20 protein-coding genes are annotated in these 21,457 nt (G+C 51.7%); 6 read left to right on the plus strand and 14 right to left on the minus strand.

All coding sequences use genetic code 11. The features are described from left to right. Positions 1–5: 5 nt before the first annotated feature. The 12 genes from atpD to asnC all read right to left on the minus strand — a co-directional run bounded on the left by atpD (position 6) and on the right by asnC (position 11,049). Positions 6–1,388 (minus strand): F0F1 ATP synthase subunit beta, encoded by a 1,383-nt coding sequence (gene atpD / locus FDW94_RS07800; protein ID WP_003023806.1) that lies wholly within the window; start codon positions 1,386–1,388, stop codon positions 6–8. Positions 1,389–1,414: 26 nt separating this feature from the next. Continuing rightward, complete coding sequence (atpG, locus tag FDW94_RS07805) at positions 1,415–2,278, minus strand: F0F1 ATP synthase subunit gamma (RefSeq protein ID WP_006687765.1); 864 nt, start codon at positions 2,276–2,278, stop codon at positions 1,415–1,417. Between the two features lie 50 nt (positions 2,279–2,328). Further along, entirely contained in the window at positions 2,329–3,870 is a 1,542-nt protein-coding gene (atpA, locus tag FDW94_RS07810) for a F0F1 ATP synthase subunit alpha (RefSeq protein ID WP_137377423.1), read from the minus strand. A 12-nt stretch (positions 3,871–3,882) separates the two neighbouring features. After that, on the minus strand, positions 3,883–4,416 hold the full coding sequence (gene atpH / locus FDW94_RS07815) for a F0F1 ATP synthase subunit delta (RefSeq protein ID WP_003827024.1): 534 nt from the start codon (positions 4,414–4,416) through the stop codon (positions 3,883–3,885). 14 nt (positions 4,417–4,430) lie between these two features. Beyond that, positions 4,431–4,901 (minus strand): F0F1 ATP synthase subunit B, encoded by a 471-nt coding sequence (gene atpF / locus FDW94_RS07820; protein WP_003827022.1) that lies wholly within the window; start codon positions 4,899–4,901, stop codon positions 4,431–4,433. A gap of 59 nt (positions 4,902–4,960) precedes the next feature. Continuing rightward, positions 4,961–5,200, minus strand: a complete 240-nt coding sequence (atpE, locus tag FDW94_RS07825) for a F0F1 ATP synthase subunit C (RefSeq protein WP_003023794.1) — start codon at positions 5,198–5,200, stop codon at positions 4,961–4,963. Positions 5,201–5,246: 46 nt separating this feature from the next. Then, positions 5,247–6,062, minus strand: coding sequence for a F0F1 ATP synthase subunit A (gene atpB, locus FDW94_RS07830; protein ID WP_003023792.1), 816 nt, complete (start codon positions 6,060–6,062; stop codon positions 5,247–5,249). A 7-nt stretch (positions 6,063–6,069) separates the two neighbouring features. Next, entirely contained in the window at positions 6,070–6,450 is a 381-nt protein-coding gene (gene atpI, locus FDW94_RS07835) for a F0F1 ATP synthase subunit I (RefSeq protein ID WP_137377424.1), read from the minus strand. 614 nt (positions 6,451–7,064) lie between these two features. Further along, positions 7,065–7,688 carry a 16S rRNA (guanine(527)-N(7))-methyltransferase RsmG gene (gene rsmG, locus FDW94_RS07840; RefSeq protein WP_003827017.1) on the minus strand — a complete coding sequence of 208 codons (624 nt, stop codon included), beginning with the start codon at positions 7,686–7,688 and terminating at the stop codon, positions 7,065–7,067. Between the two features lie 102 nt (positions 7,689–7,790). Then, positions 7,791–9,680, minus strand: a complete 1,890-nt coding sequence (mnmG, locus tag FDW94_RS07845; RefSeq protein WP_003827014.1) for a tRNA uridine-5-carboxymethylaminomethyl(34) synthesis enzyme MnmG — start codon at positions 9,678–9,680, stop codon at positions 7,791–7,793. A 372-nt stretch (positions 9,681–10,052) separates the two neighbouring features. Then, entirely contained in the window at positions 10,053–10,502 is a 450-nt protein-coding gene (mioC, locus tag FDW94_RS07850; RefSeq protein WP_003827013.1) for an FMN-binding protein MioC, read from the minus strand. A gap of 88 nt (positions 10,503–10,590) precedes the next feature. Further along, positions 10,591–11,049, minus strand: coding sequence for a transcriptional regulator AsnC (gene asnC / locus FDW94_RS07855; RefSeq protein ID WP_003023780.1), 459 nt, complete (start codon positions 11,047–11,049; stop codon positions 10,591–10,593). 151 nt (positions 11,050–11,200) lie between these two features. Here asnC and asnA point away from each other — a divergent pair, with 151 nt between their 5' ends. Then, the gene (gene asnA / locus FDW94_RS07860) at positions 11,201–12,193 is read left to right on the plus strand and encodes an aspartate--ammonia ligase (RefSeq protein WP_003827009.1); all 993 of its coding nucleotides are present in this window, start codon (positions 11,201–11,203) and stop codon (positions 12,191–12,193) included. 3 nt (positions 12,194–12,196) lie between these two features. On the opposite strand, the gene viaA is transcribed toward asnA, so the two are convergent. Together viaA and ravA are read right to left on the minus strand one after the other, a co-directional pair. Next, a complete protein-coding gene (gene viaA / locus FDW94_RS07865) occupies positions 12,197–13,648 on the minus strand; it encodes an ATPase RavA stimulator ViaA (RefSeq protein ID WP_137377425.1) in 1,452 nt (483 codons plus the stop codon). Continuing rightward, positions 13,642–15,138 carry an ATPase RavA gene (gene ravA, locus FDW94_RS07870; RefSeq protein ID WP_020996042.1) on the minus strand — a complete coding sequence of 499 codons (1,497 nt, stop codon included), beginning with the start codon at positions 15,136–15,138 and terminating at the stop codon, positions 13,642–13,644. The genes viaA and ravA overlap by 7 nt, the downstream gene beginning before the upstream one ends. 329 nt (positions 15,139–15,467) lie before the next feature. Here ravA and kup point away from each other — a divergent pair, with 329 nt between their 5' ends. From kup to rbsB, 5 genes are all read left to right on the plus strand, one after another. Beyond that, complete coding sequence (kup, locus tag FDW94_RS07875) at positions 15,468–17,336, plus strand: low affinity potassium transporter Kup (protein WP_003827003.1); 1,869 nt, start codon at positions 15,468–15,470, stop codon at positions 17,334–17,336. A gap of 192 nt (positions 17,337–17,528) precedes the next feature. Further along, entirely contained in the window at positions 17,529–17,948 is a 420-nt protein-coding gene (gene rbsD, locus FDW94_RS07880) for a D-ribose pyranase (protein ID WP_003827001.1), read from the plus strand. A 7-nt stretch (positions 17,949–17,955) separates the two neighbouring features. Then, positions 17,956–19,461, plus strand: a complete 1,506-nt coding sequence (rbsA, locus tag FDW94_RS07885) for a ribose ABC transporter ATP-binding protein RbsA (protein ID WP_137377426.1) — start codon at positions 17,956–17,958, stop codon at positions 19,459–19,461. A gap of 5 nt (positions 19,462–19,466) precedes the next feature. Continuing rightward, entirely contained in the window at positions 19,467–20,432 is a 966-nt protein-coding gene (gene rbsC, locus FDW94_RS07890) for a ribose ABC transporter permease (RefSeq protein WP_137377427.1), read from the plus strand. 24 nt (positions 20,433–20,456) lie between these two features. Continuing rightward, entirely contained in the window at positions 20,457–21,347 is an 891-nt protein-coding gene (gene rbsB, locus FDW94_RS07895) for a ribose ABC transporter substrate-binding protein RbsB (RefSeq protein WP_003023760.1), read from the plus strand. Positions 21,348–21,457: the final 110 nt, after the last annotated feature.

The following is a 21,457-nucleotide window of genomic DNA, read 5'->3' on the forward strand; positions in this document are numbered from 1 at the left end:
AGGCGTTAAAGTTTTTTGGCTTTTTCCACGGCTTCGTCGATAGAACCAACCATGTAGAACGCCTGCTCTGGCAGGTGGTCGTATTCGCCTTCCATGATGCCTTTAAAGCCACGGATGGTGTCTTTCAGGGAAACGTATTTACCCGGAGAACCGGTGAATACTTCCGCAACGAAGAACGGCTGGGACAGGAAGCGCTGGATCTTACGCGCACGTGCTACCACCAGTTTATCTTCTTCAGACAGTTCATCCATACCCAGGATGGCGATGATGTCTTTCAGTTCCTGATAACGCTGCAGCAGGGACTGTACGCCACGCGCGGTGTCGTAGTGTTCCTGACCAACAACCAGCGGATCCAACTGACGGCTGGTGGAGTCCAGCGGGTCAACTGCCGGGTAGATACCCAGAGAAGCGATCTGACGGCTCAGTACCACGGTTGCATCCAAGTGAGCAAAGGTGGTTGCTGGGGACGGGTCAGTCAAGTCATCCGCAGGTACGTATACCGCCTGAACGGAGGTGATAGAACCGGTTTTGGTAGAGGTGATACGTTCCTGAAGAACACCCATCTCTTCCGCCAGGGTCGGCTGGTAGCCTACCGCTGATGGCATACGACCCAGCAGTGCAGATACTTCTGTACCGGCCAGGGTGTAACGGTAGATGTTATCAACGAACAGCAGAACGTCACGACCTTCGTCACGGAACTTCTCAGCCATGGTCAGACCGGTCAGTGCAACGCGCAGACGGTTTCCCGGCGGCTCGTTCATCTGGCCATATACCAGGGACACTTTGTCCAGTACGTTGGAGTCGGTCATTTCGTGGTAGAAGTCGTTACCCTCACGAGTACGTTCACCTACGCCCGCAAACACGGAGTAACCGGAGTGTTCGATCGCGATGTTACGGATCAGCTCCATCATGTTTACGGTTTTACCTACACCCGCACCACCGAACAGACCGACTTTACCGCCCTTAGCGAACGGACACATCAGGTCGATAACTTTGATGCCGGTTTCCAGCAGTTCCTGAGAGCTGGACAGCTCTTCGTAGGAAGGTGCTGCGCGGTGGATAGCCCAACGCTCTTCTTCACCGATATCGCCTTTCATGTCGATCGGGTGACCCAGGACGTTCATGATACGACCCAGGGTTGCTTTACCTACCGGGACTTCGATCGGGTGTTCGAGGTCTTTAACTTCCAGACCACGACGCAGACCGTCGGAAGAACCCATGGCGATGGTACGTACGATACCGCCGCCGAGCTGCTGCTGAACTTCCAGCACCAGGCTCTCTTTACCATTCATAACCTCAAGAGCATCGTACACGCGCGGTACGGCATCCTGAGGGAATTCGACGTCAACCACGGCGCCGATTACCTGGACAATTTTTCCAGTAGCCATCTTGAATCCTCTACGAATTAACCTGGTTATACCGCGGATGCACCACCGACGATTTCGGTGAGTTCCTGAGTAATGCTGGCCTGACGAGCTTTGTTGTATACCAACTGCAGCTCTTTAATCAGGCTGCCGCCATTGTCGGTCGCGGCTTTCATCGCCACCATACGTGCGGCCTGCTCGCTGGCCAGGTTTTCTACCACGCCCTGATAAACCTGAGACTCGACATAACGACGCAGCAAGGTATCCAGCAGCGCTTTCGGGTCTGGCTCATACAGGTAATCCCAGGATTTACGCTTCAATTCATCATCATCTGATGCCGGCAGAGGCAGCAATTGAGTGATGGTTGGCGTCTGAGACATGGTGTTAATAAATTTGTTGCTGACAACGTACAGTTTGTCCAGACGACCTTCGTCGTAGGCCTGCAGCATCACTTTAACCGGACCGATCAGTTCGGACAGGGAAGGGTTATCCCCCATGCCGGTTACCTGAGCGATCACGTTTCCGCCAACGGAGTTAAAGAAAGACACGCCCTTAGAGCCGATCATTGCGATATCGCACTGAACGCCTTTATCGGACCATGTTTTCATATCCGCCAGCAGCTTTTTGAACAGGTTAATGTTCAAGCCACCGCACAGACCACGGTCGGTCGACACCACCAGGTAGCCCACGCGTTTAACGTCGCGTTCTTCCAGGTAAGGGTGCTTATATTCCAGATTACCATTCGCAAGGTGACCAATCACTTTGCGCATGGTCTCTGCATAAGGACGGCTGGCCGCCATGCGATCCTGCGATTTACGCATTTTGGAAGCGGCGACCATCTCCATCGCTTTAGTGATCTTCTGCGTGTTCTGGACGCTTGCGATCTTACTACGTATCTCTTTTGCGCCGGCCATGAGCTTCTCCTCAATGCCTTGCGGTCCGCCCTAAAGCAGACCGCCAGACGTTACCAGGACTGGGTTGCCTTGAAGGAATCGAGGATAGCTTTCAGCTTGCCTTCGATTTCATCGTTATAGCCACCGGACTGGTTGATCTCTTGCATCAGCGGAGCGTGGTCACGGTCAACGTAAGCCAGCAGAGCGGCTTCGAAGCTACCGATTTTCGCCAGTTCCACATCTTCGAGGTAACCGCGTTCAGCCGCAAACAGCACCACACCCTGCTGTGCAACAGACATTGGCGCATACTGTTTCTGCTTCAGCAGTTCAGTTACTTTCTGACCATGGCTCAGCTGCTTACGAGTAGCTTCATCCAGGTCGGAAGCGAACTGAGAAAACGCTGCCAGTTCACGATACTGTGCCAGAGCGGTACGAATACCACCGGACAGTTTCTTGATGATCTTGGTCTGCGCTGCACCACCAACACGAGATACGGAGATACCCGGGTTAACTGCCGGACGAATACCGGAGTTAAACAGGTTAGTTTCCAGGAAGATCTGACCATCGGTAATGGAAATTACGTTGGTCGGAACGAACGCAGAAACGTCACCCGCCTGGGTTTCGATAATCGGCAGAGCGGTCAGGGAGCCGGTTTTACCTTTAACTTCACCATTGGTGAACTTCTCAACGTATTCCGCGTTTACGCGGGATGCGCGTTCCAGCAGACGGGAGTGGAGGTAAAATACGTCGCCCGGGAATGCTTCACGTCCTGGCGGACGACGCAGCAGCAGGGAAACCTGACGGTAAGCAACGGCCTGTTTAGACAGGTCATCGTAAACGATCAGTGCATCTTCACCGCGGTCACGGAAGTATTCGCCCATTGCGCAACCGGCATATGGTGCCAGGTATTGCAGTGCAGCAGATTCAGACGCGGTCGCCACAACAACGATGGTGTTGGACAGTGCGCCGTGTTCTTCCAGTTTACGAACCACGTTGGAAATGGTGGACGCTTTCTGGCCGATAGCCACGTACACACATTTGATGCCGGAATCACGCTGGTTGATGATGGCATCGATTGCCATCGCAGTTTTACCTGTCTGACGGTCACCGATGATCAGCTCACGCTGGCCACGACCGATTGGGATCATGGCATCAACAGATTTATAACCGGTCTGTACTGGCTGGTCGACGGACTGACGTTCGATTACGCCTGGTGCGATAACTTCGATTGGCGAGAAGCCATCGTTATCAACCGGACCTTTACCGTCAATCGGGGAACCCAGAGTGTTCACCACACGACCCAGCAGGCCACGGCCAACCGGAACTTCCAGAATACGACCCGTACACTTAACCTTCATACCTTCGGCGAGGTCAGCGTATGGACCCATCACAACTGCACCTACGGAGTCGCGCTCCAGGTTCAGTGCGATAGAGTAACGGTTACCCGGCAGGGAAATCATCTCACCCTGCATACAATCGGCCAGGCCGTGAATGCGGATAACACCGTCACTTACAGAAACAATAGTACCTTCGTTATGAGCTTCGCTCACAACACTGAACTGAGCAATGCGCTGCTTGATCAGTTCGCTGATTTCGGTGGAATTCAGTTGCATGCTCCAGTCCCCTTAAGACTGCAAGACGTCTGCAAGGCGCTCAAGACGGCCGCGTACGCTGCCATCAATGACCATATCACCCGCTCGGATGATTACGCCTGCCATTACAGACTTATCGATTTTGCAATTCAGCTTAACTTTGCGTGACAGACGTTTTTCCATCGCAGCACTAATCTTCGTAAGCTGTTCATCACTCAGTGCATTGGCAGAAGTGACTTCTACCTCAGAGATAGCCTCACTGGCTGCACGCAGGTGAATAAACTGCTCAAGAACATCCGGGAGCGCATTCAGACGGTTATTTTCAGCCATAACCCTAATCAGGTTTTGGCCGCTTTCGTCCAGCTGCTCACCGCACACGGCGATAAACGACTCAGCGAGCGTTTCCGGCGCCAGCGCGCCAGAGAGAAGCTCTGCCATTTGTTCGTTTTTTGTCACCTCAGCGGCGAACGTCAACATATCCTGCCAACGGTCAATGCTTTGGTGCTCAACGGCAAAGTCAAAAGCTGCTTTGGCGTAGGGGCGAGCTACCGTAATAAATTCAGACATCAGCCCCTCCCTCCTTACAGTTCAGCGACAAGTTTGTCCACGATGTCGCTATTAGCAGCTTCATCCACGGAACGTTCGATGATCTTCTCGGCGCCAGCAACAGCCAGGATAGCAACTTGCTTACGCAGCTCTTCGCGAGCACGTTTACGCTCGGCGTCAATTTCCGCCTGCGCCTGTGCCACGATTTTAGTACGTTCCTGCTCTGCTTCAGTTTTAGCTTCGTCCAGGATCTGAGCACGGCGTTTGTTCGCCTGCTCGATGATTACCTGAGCTTCCGCCTTCGCTTTTTTCAGCTGGTCGGTCGCGCTGGCCTTTGCAAGGTCAAGATCCTTATGTGCTCGTTCTGCAGAAGCAAGGCCGTCAGCAATTTCTTTTTGACGTTTTTCGATGGCAGCCATTAATGGCGGCCATACGTACTTCATGCAGAACAGAACGAACAGGACAAACGCGATGGCCTGGCCGAGGATTGTTGCGTTAAGATTCACAGCACAATGCCTCTATCTAGTTAACGTTCTGATATTGCTCTTAATTCAAGCAACGCTTACTACGCGACAGCAAACATCACGTACAGACCCAGACCTACAGCGATCATTGGGATTGCATCCACCAGACCCATAACGATAAAGAACTGAGTACGCAGCAGAGGAATCAGATCCGGTTGACGCGCTGCGCCTTCCAGGAATTTCCCCCCGAGGATGCCGATACCGATCGCAGCACCGATTGCCGCCAGACCCATCATCACAGCGGCAGCAATGTACAGCAGATCCATATTCAGGTTTTCCATGACAGTCTCCAGTTTGTTTCAGTTAAAACGTAGTAGTGTTGGTAAATTAATGCTCTTCAGATGCCATCGACAGATAGACAATCGTCAGAACCATAAATATGAAGGCTTGCAGCGTGATAATCAGTATGTGGAAAATGGCCCAAGGCACATTCAGGATCCACTGTGACCACCACGGCAACAGACCAGCAATCAGAATGAAAATCAGCTCACCGGCATACATGTTGCCGAACAGTCGCAGACCAAGAGAGATTGGTTTGGACAGCAGGCTTACCCCTTCAAGGATTAAGTTGACAGGGATGAACGCCCAGTGATTGAACGGCTGCAGCGTCAACTCTTTCGCGAAGCCACCGATGCCTTTCATTTTGATGCTGTAGAACAGAATGAGGATAAATACGCCCAGCGCCATCGACAGGGTGATGTTCACGTCAGCAGACGGAACCACACGCAGAGCCGGTAGGCCAAAGATATGCTCACCGATGTACGGCAGCAGGTCGATAGGCAGCAAATCCATCAAGTTCATCAGGAATACCCAGACGAAAATCGTCAGGGCCAGCGGAGCAATCAGCTTGCTTTTGCCATGGTACATGTCTTTCACGCTACCATGCACAAAGCCGATTACCAGCTCAATCGCGGTCTGAAATTTACCTGGTACGCCGCTGGTTGCCTTTTTGGCTACACTACGGAACATAAGCAGGAACAACAGACCCAGAACCACCGAGAAGAAAATGGAGTCAATATTGAGCGTCCAGAAGGTGGCTGGGGGGTTGTGCGGATCCACCAGCGAGAATGTACGTAGGTCCAACTGAAGGTTATTCAGATGGTGTCCTATGTAATCCTGCGGCGTCATATTTTCTGAAGCCATGATGCCTTTACCCTTTGTTGTTAATTACAGCCGGCGCCAGTATCTGAACCACCAGCACCAAAACCCACGTAACGATCAGCGGCATGAATACCGCTTTCAAAACAGCCAACGCCACCACCAACAACACCAGCATCGCTAATACCTTGAAGGCTTCGCCGAAAGCGAACGACCAGGCTACTCGGCCCTTCGCTGGTGTATGTACCTGGTGACGCCAGGCAAATATCATAAACAACATATTAGGCAGTAACACTGCCAATCCTCCACACAACGCGGAGATGCCCCAGAAAGGGTCTTTGAGGCTAAACAGCAATCCACTTGCTATTACAACCAGAAGCTGTGTGAGCAAAAGCTTACGAGCAACGTTTCGACTCAAGAGCAACATAGACATCACGTTTTTACTCCTGCTCCCTTCGAGGTATGCCGCGTGTCGTATAAAACGTTCTTTATGGCTTAGAGTCAAGCATCAAAAAGCGGACAAATTATACGGTGCGCCTTCGTGATTTCAAACAATAAGTAGCTAAAAAGTGAATAAATGTTTAAATATTTTTCGCTGCCCCACATTTATTACTTTTAGGCAAACTGTGAACGATCATGCAAAACTGCAAATGCCGCGAAAACACTGGCGTCAAAGCGTGCACCAGATCACATATTGAACATATTCACCTTCGCATAATTTATTTACGTGGCAATTGATGCCTTTTCATCTTTTTGATATTTAAGCGTAAAAATAGCCACTATTTCAAAAACAACGCCTAACAACAAAAAAACCGCTCATTGACATTTATAATAAAAAATTAACACGAACGGTGATTCTTACGTTCTATTTTTAGCAGACTGATATTTTCACAGCTGACTTGTTTCGCTTTTAACAAAAAACGGTACGTTATAGTTATGATGCAAAACCGTAAGGCACTAGTGAAATGTAACGACATTTAACCACACTATTACCTATGACTTTTAACACCTGAAAAGCCGTTTTTTCTCTATTTTTTTTGATAAAAATTAAATTTTGTTTGGCTTAATAACCACCAAATGACGTTCACCATCCAACTGCGGAACGCGTAATTTTTCGACGGACTCAACGCTGAATTCTGCTGGCAGCGAATCAATTTCATCTGCAGGCAACTGCCCTTTTAGCGCATAAAAACGCCCATTCTGGCCCGGCAAATGGTGACACCAGCTCACCATATCATTGAGTGAAGCGAAAGCACGGCTAATCACCCCATCAAACGGTGGTTCTGAAGGAAATTCTTCAACACGGCTTTGCACTGGAGTGATGTTAGTAAGCGCAAGCTCATGCTGCACCTGACGCAAGAAACGAACACGTTTTCCCAGGCTATCGAGCAGTGTGAAATGCGCTTCAGGGCGCACGATAGAGAGCGGAATTCCCGGCAGGCCCGGTCCCGTACCTACATCGATAAAACGCTCACCCTTCAGATACGGTGCAACGACAATGCTGTCCAGAATATGGCGCACCAGCATTTCGTTTGGATCCCGCACCGACGTCAGGTTGTAGGCTTTGTTCCATTTGTGCAGCATATCGACATACGCAATCAGCTGATTTTTCTGGTGATCGGTAAGAGAAATACCGGCATCAGCCAGCAGACGAGAGAGTTTGTTGAGCACGGTCGTTACCTGTTAATAATCAAATGCCCGATGCGCTTTCGCTTATCGGGCCTACAAATTTGTACGGCGGGCAAGCGAAGCGCCCCCGCCAAAATAGTGTTATCAAGCGCTGCGGCGCAGCATACCTTGTTTTTTCAGCCATACCAGCAGAATGGAGATGGCGGCAGGCGTTATGCCGGAAATACGCGATGCCTGACCGATCGAAACGGGTTTGTGATCGTTCAGCTTAGCGATAACTTCATTCGACAAGCCAGAGACCTGACGATAATCCAGCGTTGCAGGCAACAGGGTGTTTTCATTGCGCTGTTGTCTTTCAATTTCTTCCAACTGACGGGCAATATACCCTTCGTATTTCACCTGAATCTCAACCTGTTCTGCGGCCTGAGCATCATCAAGCGCGGGTGCGAACGCAGATAAAGAGGTCAACTGAGCATAGGTCATATCCGGGCGACGCAGCAGATCTTCACCGCTCGCTTCACGTGACAGAGGTGTAGCCAGGTGAGCATTCACTTCTGCTGCGGACTCCGCTAACGGATTCACCCAGGTTGATTTAAGACGTTGGCGTTCCTGTTCGATACGCTCCAGTTTCTCGTTGAAGCGAGCCCAGCGCTCATCGTCCACCAGACCCAGTTCACGACCAATTTCGGTCAGACGCAGGTCGGCGTTATCTTCACGCAGCATCAAACGATATTCAGCGCGAGATGTGAACATACGGTACGGTTCTTTGGTACCCAGCGTACACAGGTCGTCCACCAGCACGCCAAGATAAGCCTGATCGCGACGCGGTGCCCACCCCTCTTTTTCAGCAGACAAACGTGCGGCGTTCAGACCTGCCAGCATGCCTTGTGCGGCGGCTTCTTCATAACCGGTTGTACCGTTAATCTGGCCCGCAAAGAACAGACCCTGGATGAATTTGCTTTCCAGAGTAGGTTTCAGGTCACGCGGATCGAAGAAATCATACTCAATCGCGTAGCCTGGGCGGACGATTCTGGCATTTTCCATCCCCTGCATGGAGCGGACAATTTGCATCTGCACATCGAACGGCAGGCTGGTGGAGATGCCATTCGGGTAAATTTCGTTAGAGGTCAGTCCTTCCGGTTCGAGGAAGATCTGATGCTGGTTACGATCGGCAAAGCGCATCACTTTGTCTTCGATCGACGGGCAGTAGCGTGGGCCGATACCTTCGATCACGCCAGCGTACATTGGGCTACGATCGAGGTTATTGCGGATCACGTCATGGGTTTTCTCATTGGTATGCGTGATGTAACACGGCATCTGGCGCGGATGTTGAGAAGCATCGCCCAGGAATGAGAAGACCGGCATCGGGTTATCGCTGTTTTGCTGGCCGAGCACGCTGAAATCAATCGTGCGCGCATCGATACGCGGCGGTGTACCGGTTTTCAGGCGGCTGACGCGCAGCGGCAGTTCACGCAGACGGCGTGACAGCGGGATGGACGGCGGATCGCCAGCGCGGCCACCGCTGTAGTTATCCAGACCAATATGAATTTTGCCGTCGAGGAAAGTCCCCACGGTTAATACGACCGCTTTGGCACGGAACTTCAGTCCCATTTGGGTTACGGCACCCACAACACGATCGTTTTCGACAATCAGATCTTCAACCGCCTGTTGGAAGATCATCAGATTGGGTTGATTCTCAAGTGCAGTGCGTACCGCCTGGCGATAGAGCACACGATCGGCCTGAGCTCGGGTAGCGCGAACGGCTGGCCCTTTGCTTGCGTTTAGTATCCTAAACTGGATACCCGCGTGGTCGATCGCTTTTGCCATCAATCCACCAAGCGCATCCACTTCTTTTACCAGGTGTCCCTTCCCAATACCGCCGATCGCCGGGTTGCAGCTCATTTGCCCCAGAGTGTCGATATTGTGTGTCAAAAGCAGAGTCTGTTGACCCATTCGCGCCGCGGCCATTGCGGCCTCGGTGCCTGCATGACCCCCGCCAATGATGATGACGTCAAAAGGATCCTGATAAAACATGGTGATTGCCTCGCATAACGCGGTGTGAAAATGGATTGAAGCCCGGGCCGTGGATTCTACTCAACTTTAGTCGATCGAGAAAGACCTGGGATCCTGGGTATTAAAAAGAAGATCTTTTTATTTAGAGATCTGTTTTATTGTGATCTCTTATTAGGATCGCACCTTTCTGTGGATAAGGACGATCCTTTAAGTAAGATCAACAGGTTGCTGAGGATCATTAGCTGTGAATGATCGGTGATCCTGGTCCGTATAAGCTGGGATCAGAATGAAGGGTTATACACAACTCAAAAACTGAACAACGGTTGTTCTTGGGATAACTACCGGTTGATCCAAGCTTTTAACCAGAGTTATCCACATAAAAAAGTACGATCTTTACAAATCTCTGAGCAACGGATGCCACGATCCCAGCCAAATTTCAGCCGGATCTTCCGGAATTTCATGTTCCAGTACGTTGATCCTGAGTGTTTCGCCGATCTGTTTTGCCCCACAGGCCTTCAATTCGGCTTCCAGCTTGTCGATTGCGCCGCAAAAGGTGTCATATTCACGACTGCCGATCCCGATTGCACCAAAGCGCACTTGTGACAGGTCCGGCTTTTGCTCGCGTAACGCATCATATAAAGGCTGCAGGTTGTCAGGAATATCTCCCGCACCGTGCGTGGAGCTGATAATCAGCCAGATCCCGTCAGTTGGAACCTCTTCAAGCATTGGCCCATGCAGTATTTCGCTGGAAAAACCCGCGTCGTCCAGCTTTTCAGCCAGATGCTCTGCTACATATTCCGCACTGCCAAGCGTACTACCGCTGATAAGAGTGATGTCTGCCATGATCGCCCACCTTTATAAAGAGGGCGTATTGTACGCTGTGAGCGAGCTGGGATCTACCTGTGGAAAACCAGGGTATTAAAAAAAGCGATCACGGCTTGATGGTACGCATGATCGGGTTTTGCAGGACGATCAGGGTTTCCGTGGACTGAATTTCGTCAATTGTTTGGATCTTGTTGATAAGTACCTGCTGCAATGCGTCGATCGACTTGCACATCACCTTAATAAAGATGCTGTAGTGCCCGGTGGTGTAATACGCTTCGGTCACTTCATCGAGGCTTTCCAGTCTGGCCAGCGCTGACGGATAGTCTTTCGCACTTTTCAGGATGATGCCGATAAAGCAGCCGACGTCATAACCCAATTGTTTGGGACTAACATCAATCCGCGCGCCGGTAATAATCCCGGCCTGCTTCATCTTTTCTACGCGAACGTGAATTGTTCCTGGGCTGACGCCGAACTGTTTGGCTAATTCTGCGTAGGCGGTACGAGCATTTTCCATTAAGGCGTCAAGAATGCCGCGGTCCAGATTGTCGATCTGATAATTTTCCATAGGTTTTTCTTATGTAGATTAATGATTCCCTCTATTTTAGACGTAATTTTTAACGAATCAAAATCGAAGTCGGCTTTTTGTTTGTTGATTATTGAATATTACCTCCATTCTGTTGCTTAATCATAGGCAACAGGACACAGGAGTACACATAATGAAAACCGCTTACATTGCCAAACAACGTCAAATTAGCTTCGTAAAATCTCATTTTTCTCGCCAGCTGGAAGAGCGTTTAGGCCTGATCGAAGTTCAGGCGCCGATCCTCAGCCGCGTTGGAGATGGCACGCAGGATAACTTGTCGGGCTGTGAAAAAGCGGTGCAGGTGAAGGTTAAAGCATTGCCAGACGCTCAATTCGAAGTGGTTCATTCACTGGCGAAGTGGAAGCGTCAAACGTTAGGACAACACGACTTTAGCGCAGGCGAGGGGCTGTACACGCACATGAAAGCCCTGCGTCCCGATGAAGATCGCCTCTCCCCGCTGCACTCAGTGTACGTTGACCAGTGGGACTGGGAGCGCGTGATGGGGGACGGTGAGCGTCAATTCTCCACTCTGAAAAGCACGGTAGAGGCTATCTGGGCGGGAATTAAGGCCACCGAAGCTGCGGTTAGCAAAGAGTTTGGTCTGGCACCGTTCCTGCCAGAGCAGATCCACTTTGTTCATAGCCAGGAGCTGTTATCTCGTTATCCGGATCTTGATGCAAAAGGTCGTGAACGTGCGATCGCTAAAGAGCTGGGTGCGGTATTCCTGGTGGGGATCGGCGGTAAGCTCAGTGACGGTCACCGTCATGACGTACGTGCGCCCGATTATGATGACTGGAGTTCAGCGTCCGAGCTGGGTCATGCCGGTCTGAACGGTGATATTCTGGTCTGGAACCCGGTTCTGGAAGATGCGTTTGAGCTGTCTTCTATGGGGATTCGTGTGGATGCTGACGCCCTGAAACACCAGCTGTCTCTGACCGGTGATGAAGATCGCCTGAGTCTGGAGTGGCACCAGGCGCTGCTGCGCGGTGAAATGCCTCAGACAATTGGTGGCGGCATTGGGCAGTCGCGTCTGACCATGCTGTTGCTGCAATTACCGCACATTGGTCAGGTTCAGTGTGGCGTATGGCCGGCCCAGGTACGTGAAAGCGTCGCTTCTCTGCTGTAACAATTAACGCCGCCAGCGTCTGAGCAGGCGGCTTCGCATCCCGGTATCAAAGCGCCAGATATGATCGAAAATGCGCATGATGCCGGGTTTGCCATGTGCAGACATCGCCACCGCGTGAAAACGGTGCTGGTGCACCCGCTGTAATTCACCCACTTTATTGACGACCTCATCGGGCAATCGCTGAGCGATAAAATCTGAGATCACCACCGCATCTGCATCAAACCATTCCCGACCCTGCATGCGCTCAATTATGGCGCGAAAACAGCTGGCAATATCAGTGCCACCACGAAAGCGCTGACTTAAAAAGCGGATAGCCTGTTCGATGCCCTCCGGACCGGAAAGCTCATAGCGCACCACTTCTGTTGAAAACAGCATAATGAAACAGCGCCGGTTATCGGCAAGGGCAACGCGCATTAGCGCAAGACAAAAGGCTTTCGCACACTGCTCATTAAATCCACCCATCGATCCCGAGGTATCAACGCAGACGATAAAAGGCCCGCGCGGCTGCTCGTCAAAATCCTGATGCACCACCGGACGTTCCGTTACTTTTTCACGCCATGCTTCGCCGTGCAGGCGGTAGGTGAGCAGTTGTTTTTCCACCAGCCGTCGGTAGAACTCGTATTCCAGTTCGGTAATGCCCAGCGTGGCCAGCTCTGGCGGTAGCAGGCGCAGGATATCGTCACTTTGCTGGATGCCATCCACCTGCTCCGGGACGGTTGCAGGTTCGCGCACCAGGGTACGGAAGGTTTCCATTGGCGCATCTTTACGCGGCACGGATTTCGCCTCTCTGGAACGACCTAACTGCTCGGCCAGGCGCTGGAGTTCGGGTTGTTGCGTCAGAAATTCGCCGTATTTCACCATCAACTGATAATCACCGCGCTTGATTTGGCCCGCGCTCATATCCCACAACCGGCCTGCTGCGTTGTCATTTTCTGCCAGTACAGGTTCCAGTTGCCCGCTGAGGGTCATCCGTTCTTGTACTTCACTGAGCAAATGCTCGCGCTCTTCTTCCAGCAGTTGCTGATTCAGCGTTGTGGTTTGCACCACCAGGCTCAGGCGCCAGCGCTGGAGAAAAAGCGTATGTAGGGCGGGCGTAAAGGTGCTGTTGTCATTGACCAGTTGCTGCGCTTGTCCGACCCAAGGCGAATGGAGGCGGTGCAATAGGGATAATATTTGCGGTAGCTGAACGATAAACTGCGCATGAGAGAGGAGCTGGCTTTGTTGATAGCACATAACCTCCTCCATCAGCTCCGGCGGTACATGGGTATCTTTGAGGCGGCTACGCAATGATTCACGCCAGCGGGGAATGTCGTCAGTGATCGCTTTTTTAAGGCGAGGAAATTTTTTAAAAAATACCACCATCTTTGGGGAAGCCAGCAGGGCGACGATCATCTCTTCGATCATCGCCTCTTCGCTGACTGCCAGCATGATATTGAGCGTATCAAGGGTCAGCATTGTTGCGCCTGGCGGATTTGCGCCCCGACATCCTGCAGGCTGGCCTCAATGCGGCCTAACCAGTCGCTATGAATAAACAGACATTTTTGCTGTTCGCTGAATGCGCTGTGCTGCTGATGCCACTCGTTATCGAGCGCCTCAAGCTCCTGTTTTATCTCTGCGGGCATACTCTCTTGCGAAGCACCCGGCAGCGCCAGGCGAGAACCTTGTAAACTGACATCGCGTACAACCAGATGCTGTGCGCTATCGACTTCCATATTCAGCGTTTGGGCAAAGCCGATCCCGTTTAGTTTTCCGCGGATCTCACCGCCTTTTGTTAGCCACAGTTCCAGCGCGCCACGTTCGAAAGCAATATGGATAACCTCCATATCATGCAGTTTTAAAGGCTTTTGCAGCAGTAATGTCACGACAGAAGACGAGGCTTCTGGCGGTAAATCATAATGAGGACGACGGCTGAACATTCCGCCCTGGCGGATCACCGTGAACGCCGTTTTGTCGCTTTGCTGCTGCTGGAGCTGAATGCGACGCTGCACAATGCTGCCCAGGCGCGTCAGCATGGCTTGCTGTTGCCAGGCGTGTCCGGTCATCAATATTTCAAGCTGTTGTTGCATCAGATTCAGGCTTTGTGCGTCGTACCACAGGCAATCTTTCAGCAGGATCAGGTCGATAGGTACTACCGCATCGCGTCCGCTAAAGAAAGCGCTGGCCTGGAGTAAGCGGATCGCTTTTTTCCAGCGACGATCGGACACATAAGGAGCATTCGGTAACACGTCCAACTGCTGGCGCAGCGTGAAAATGAGCTCAAACACGCGATCGGGAAGCTTGATCGCACCAATGTCTTTTTGCCACTGGTGATACTCTTCATCCGTCACCTGCAATGATGCCGGGACCGGATTGTCGCTTTCATCCTGCTGACTTAACAGCATGGAGCGGAAATTAGCCTTGTCCTGAACTTTATCCAGCCACAGACGAATCAGCATACGGTCGTACAGCGCTTCCAGGCTGCTGTCGGCTTCAGGCAGTTCGTTGGAAGCCGCCACCAGCAGACGCATCGGAATTTTTTCTTCATACGCGCCGTTACGGAAGTGACGTTCGTTAATGGCGGTCAACAGGGTGTTAAGGATTGCCGGGCCTGCTTTCCAGATTTCATCGAGAAAAACGATTTCAGCTTCAGGAAGATAGCCTGCCGTTAAGCGTTCATAGCGACCTTCGTCTTTTAACGCCTGAATGGACAGCGGACCAAACACCTCTTCGGGCGTAGAGAAGCGCGTCATCAGGTATTCAAAAGCGCGTGCGTTTTGGAAGGCAAACTTCAGTCGGCGGGCAATTAAGCTTTTTGCGATCCCCGGGGGGCCTAATAAGAAAACGCTCTCGCCGCTGAGTGCTGCCAGCAGACACAGACGAATGGCGTGGCTACGTTCATAAAGTCCCTTTTCCAGCGCATTGCTCAGACGGGAAATTCTTTCCGCTAATAAATGTGGGTGAGCCATAATGAAGTGGCGTCCTTTCGCCAAATGTACTGCATAAACTGCGAGTATAGATGCTTCACACCATTGCAGTAATAGACTGAAGGTGCGCTTATTTTTCTTTGAGCCAGATTAATCTGGTCTCATTTAGGGGTACGATTTTGTGATTAATCGTGCATACTGTGCGCCTTTTTGTGGGCCAAGGGACGACGCACACATTTCTTATATATACACCAAATCAATCAAGCTGCACCAAGGCGGCAATGGAGTTTTCTTCTGGGATGGGGGGAATAACGAATGCAGCCCACACGGAGTGGCTTGAGAGATGATGTGTATAAACGAAAGACGAGTCTATGAGCACTGATAATAAACAATCATTGTCTGCGATTACCCTTGCGGCCATTGGGGTTGTCTACGGTGATATTGGTACCAGCCCACTTTATACGCTTCGTGAATGTTTGTCCGGCCAGTTTGGTTTTGGCGTTGAACGTGATGCCGTATTTGGTTTTCTCTCGCTGATTTTCTGGCTGCTGATCTTTGTTGTCTCCATTAAATACCTGACGTTTGTCATGCGCGCAGATAACGCCGGAGAAGGTGGGATCCTGACGCTGATGTCATTGGCCGGGCGCAATACCTCGGCGCGAACAACCTCCATGCTGGTCATTATGGGATTGATAGGCGGCAGCTTCTTCTATGGTGAAGTGGTGATTACGCCAGCCATTTCGGTGATGTCTGCAATTGAAGGTCTGGAGATAGTTGCCCCGCAACTGGATACCTGGATTGTTCCGCTCTCAATAATTGTGCTGACCCTGCTGTTTTTGATTCAAAAACACGGTACCGGCATGGTCGGTAAGCTGTTTGCGCCGATTATGCTGCTATGGTTCCTGACGCTCGCGGTATTAGGTGTGCGCAGTATTATTGGCAATCCGGAAGTGCTGCAGGCGCTCAATCCGTATTGGGCGGTGCATTTCTTCCTCGAATTCAAAACGCTGTCCTTTATCGCGCTGGGTGCGGTGGTGCTGTCGATTACCGGTGTTGAAGCGCTGTATGCGGATATGGGCCACTTCGGTAAATTGCCGATTCGTCTGGCATGGTTCTCCGTGGTATTGCCTTCACTGGTGCTGAACTATTTTGGGCAGGGCGCGTTGCTGTTAAAGCATCCTGAAGCGATCAAAAACCCGTTTTTCCTGCTGGCGCCGGACTGGGCATTAATTCCATTGTTGATCCTCGCCGCGCTGGCAACGGTCATCGCCTCTCAGGCGGTTATCTCCGGCGTCTTCTCGCTGACGCGTCAGGCCGTACGTCTGGGGTATTTATCGCCGATGCGTATCATCCATACCTCGGAAATGGAATCGGGCCAGATTTACATTCCTTTCGTTAACTGGATGCTCTATTTTGCGGTAGTTATCGTGATTGTGAGCTTTGAACACTCCAGTAATCTGGCCGCGGCGTATGGGATTGCGGTAACGGGGACGATGGTACTGACATCTATTCTGTCTACCACCGTGGCGCGCAAAAACTGGCACTGGAATAAATACTTCGTCTTCCTGATCCTGGTGGCGTTCTTGTGCGTCGATGTTCCGCTGTTCTCTGCGAACCTCGATAAGCTTATTTCTGGCGGTTGGCTGCCTCTGACGCTGGGTCTGGTGATGTTCACCATCATGACCACCTGGAAAAGCGAACGCTTCCGTCTGCTGCGTCGCATGCATGAGCACGGTAACTCTCTGGAGGCGATGATTGCTTCTCTGGAGAAATCGCCACCGGTACGCGTGCCGGGAACGGCGGTGTATATGTCCCGCGCACTGAACGTCATCCCGTTTGCGCTTCTGCATAACCTCAAGCATAACAAGGTGCTGCATGAGCGCGTTATTCTGCTGACGCTGCGCACGGAAGATGCGCCCTATGTTCACAACGTGCGTAGAGTGCAGATTGAGCAGTTATCGCCCACCTTCTGGCGCGTGGTGGCCAGCTACGGTTGGCGCGAAACGCCGAACGTGGAGGAAGTGTTCCATCGCTGCGGTCTGGAAGGCTTAAGCTGTCGGATGATGGAAACGTCCTTCTTCATGTCGCATGAGTCGTTGATTGTAGGCAAGCGGCCATGGTACCTGCGTCTGCGCGGCAAGCTGTATCTGCTGCTACAGCGCAACGCGCTGCGCGCGCCGGACCAGTTTGAAATCCCACCGAACCGGGTTATTGAACTTGGTACTCAGGTAGAGATTTAATCTCATCGACGCCCTCTTTCATCGCGAAAGGGGGCGTTTTGTTTTGCCCCTCTCAGTTTTCATTTCATCAAATGATAATCCTTGCGAAACGTTTCGATGGCGATCACATTTTCGTAACGTCGCGGTGGTTTTCTGTCCACTCTTCGCACTACACTTATCTCCAGCGAAACGTTTCGCTAGTGGGGAAAGAAAATGAAGAAAGGCACGGTACTCAACTCTGAAATTTCAACGGTGATCTCCCGTTTGGGGCATACCGATACGCTGGTGGTGTGTGATGCAGGTTTACCCATCCCGAACAGCACAACGCGTATTGATATGGCATTAACCCAGGGCGTACCTTCTTTTATGCAGGTACTGGATGTGGTCACACGTGAAATGCAGGTCGAGGCAGCCATTCTCGCGTCGGAAATTAAACAACATAATCCGCAACTCCACGAAACGTTGCTCAGCCACATTGAGCAACTGCAACAACACCAGGGAAACACCATAGAAATTCGTTACACCACGCATGAACAATTCAAAAAACAAACCGCAGACAGTCAGGCGGTAATTCGCAGCGGAGAATGTTCTCCGTATGCGAATATCATTCTCTGTGCTGGCGTCACGTTCTGAGGCCATCATGAACGCATTACTGCAACTCAAAGGGATCGATAAAGCGTTCCCGGGCGTAAAAGCGCTATCCGGCGCCGCGCTGAATGTCTACCCTGGCCGCGTGATGGCGCTGGTGGGCGAAAACGGCGCGGGCAAATCCACCATGATGAAAGTGCTGACCGGGATCTATACCCGTGATGCCGGTTCTTTATTGTGGCTGGGGAAAGAGACCACCTTTAACGGCCCGAAATCCTCCCAGGAAGCCGGAATCGGTATCATCCACCAGGAGCTGAACCTGATCCCGCAACTCACTATCGCCGAGAACATTTTTCTTGGCCGTGAGTTTGTGAATCGCTTTGGCAAAATTGACTGGAAGAAGATGTACGCCGAAGCCGATCTGCTGCTCGCCAAACTGAATCTGCGCTTTAAAAGCGACAGACTGGTTGGTGAGCTGTCGATTGGCGATCAGCAGATGGTCGAAATTGCCAAAGTGCTGAGCTTTGAATCGAAGGTCATCATTATGGATGAACCGACGGATGCCCTCACCGACACTGAAACCGAATCCCTGTTCCGCGTCATCCGCGAACTGAAATCCCAGGGACGTGGCATTGTCTATATTTCTCACCGTATGAAAGAGATCTTCGAGATTTGCGACGACGTAACCGTCTTCCGCGACGGGCAGTTTATTGCCGAACGTGAAGTTGCCTCGCTGACTGCAGACTCGCTGATTGAAATGATGGTGGGACGTAAGCTGGAAGATCAGTACCCGCGCCTGGAAAAAGCGCCGGGTGATATTCGCCTGAAGGTCGATAACCTGTGCGGTCCTGGCGTAAACGATGTTTCGTTCACGCTGCGTAAAGGCGAGATCCTTGGCGTATCCGGGCTGATGGGGGCCGGACGTACCGAACTGATGAAAGTGTTGTACGGCGCATTGCCGCGTACCAGCGGTTACGTCACGCTTGATGGCCATGAAGTGGTTACCCGTTCGCCGCAGGATGGGTTGGCTAACGGCATCGTCTATATTTCTGAAGACCGTAAACGCGATGGCTTAGTGCTGGGTATGTCGGTGAAAGAGAACATGTCACTGACCGCGCTGCGTTATTTCAGCCGCGCCGGTGGAAGCCTGAAACATAAAGATGAGCAGCAGGCGGTGGGTGATTTTATTCGTCTGTTCAATGTTAAAACACCATCAATGGAACAGGCTATCGGCCTGCTTTCCGGTGGTAACCAGCAGAAAGTGGCGATTGCGCGCGGTCTGATGACCCGGCCAAAAGTCCTGATCCTCGATGAACCAACGCGCGGCGTTGACGTTGGAGCCAAGAAAGAAATCTATCAGCTTATCAACCAGTTTAAGGCTGACGGACTGAGTATCATTCTGGTCTCCTCTGAGATGCCAGAAGTATTGGGCATGAGCGATCGAATTATTGTTATGCATGAAGGGCATCTCGGCGGTGAGTTCACTCGCGAGCAGGCCACTCAGGAAGTATTAATGGCTGCCGCTGTGGGCAAGCTTAATCGCGTGAATCAGGAGTAAAAAAGATGACTACCCAGGCTGTTTCTGGTCGCCGTTATTTAACTAAAGCATGGCTTCTGGAGCAAAAGTCGCTCATCGCTCTGTTAGTGCTGATCGCGATTGTTTCCACCATGAGCCCTAACTTTTTTACCGTTAATAACCTGTTCAACATTCTCCAGCAAACGTCGGTGAACGCCATCATGGCCGTTGGCATGACGCTGGTTATCCTGACGTCGGGTATCGATCTGTCCGTCGGTTCCTTGCTGGCACTTACCGGCGCGGTTGCGGCTTCAATTGTAGGGATTGAGGTCAATGCGCTGGTGGCTGTTGCTGCAGCCCTGGCGCTCGGCGCTGCCATTGGCGCAGTCACCGGGGTGATTGTTGCGAAAGGCCGGGTGCAGGCGTTTATTGCAACGCTGGTGATGATGCTGCTGCTGCGCGGCGTGACCATGGTGTACACCAACGGCAGTCCGGTTAATACCGGATTTACTGACAATGCCGATCTGTTTGGCTGGTTTGGTATTGGTCGTCCGTTAGGCATCCCTACGCCAGTGTGGATCATGGGGATTGTCTTCCTCGCGGCGTGGTACATGCTGCACCACACTCGTCTGGGCCGTTATATCTACGCGCTGGGCGGTAACGAAGCGGCAACGCGTTTGTCTGGTATCAGCGTCAGTAAAATCAAAATTATCGTTTACTCACTGTGCGGTCTGCTGGCATCGCTGGCGGGCATCATTGAAGTCGCGCGACTCTCCTCCGCACAACCGACGGCAGGTACTGGCTATGAGCTGGATGCTATCGCAGCGGTGGTGTTAGGCGGTACCAGCCTGGCGGGTGGTAAAGGACGTATTGTTGGGACGCTGATCGGCGCATTGATTCTTGGTTTCCTCAATAATGGTTTGAATTTGTTAGGTGTATCCTCCTATTACCAGATGATCGTCAAAGCGGTGGTGATTTTGCTGGCGGTACTGGTAGACAACAAAAAGCAGTAACAACGATTACAGGACATCTTAAATATGAACATGAAAAAACTGGCTACCCTGGTTTCTGCTGTTGCGCTGAGCGCCACCGTGAGCGCGAATGCGATGGCGAAAGATACCATTGCGCTGGTGGTCTCCACCCTCAACAACCCGTTCTTTGTTTCTCTGAAGGATGGGGCGCAAAAAGAGGCGGATAAGCTGGGTTACAACCTGGTGATTCTGGACTCGCAGAACAATCCGGCGAAAGAGCTGGCTAACGTTCAGGACTTAACGGTTCGTGGAACTAAAATTCTGCTGATCAACCCGACTGACTCTGATGCCGTTGGTAATGCTGTGAAGATGGCTAACCAGGCAAAAATTCCGGTTATTACCCTTGACCGTGTTGCCTCCAAAGGCGAAGTGGTAAGCCACATCGCGTCTGATAACGTGTTGGGTGGCAAAATTGCGGGTGATTACATCGCGAAGAAAGCAGGTGAAGGCGCGAAAGTTATCGAACTGCAAGGGATTGCCGGAACTTCAGCGGCGCGTGAGCGTGGCGAAGGTTTCCAGCAGGCCGTTGCGGCACACAAATTTAACGTACTGGCCAGCCAGCCGGCAGACTTCGACCGCACCAAAGGTCTGAACGTCATGCAGAACCTGCTGACCGCGCATCCTGATGTGCAGGCCGTATTTGCCCAGAACGATGAAATGGCGCTGGGTGCGCTGCGCGCACTGCAAACCGCGGGTAAATCTGATGTGATGGTGGTTGGATTTGACGGCACTCCAGATGGCGAAAAAGCAGTAAATGATGGCAAACTGGCTGCGACCATTGCTCAGTTGCCGGATCAGATCGGCGCGAAAGGCGTTGAGACTGCGGATAAAGTCCTGAAAGGCGAGAAGGTTCAGGCTAAATATCCGGTTGACCTGAAGCTGGTCATCAAGCAGTAATACCGATTCAGGTCGCTCGCGGCCTGATGGAGACATAAATACGCTATCCCCGTATCTGGTTTCGGGGATGAAAGCGTTAAAAGAAAAGCAGGGCACGCGCCACCCTAACC

The sequence above is a fragment of the Citrobacter sp. wls757 genome, assembly GCF_005280935.1.
Classification (GTDB): Bacteria; Pseudomonadota; Gammaproteobacteria; order Enterobacterales; family Enterobacteriaceae; genus Citrobacter; species Citrobacter portucalensis.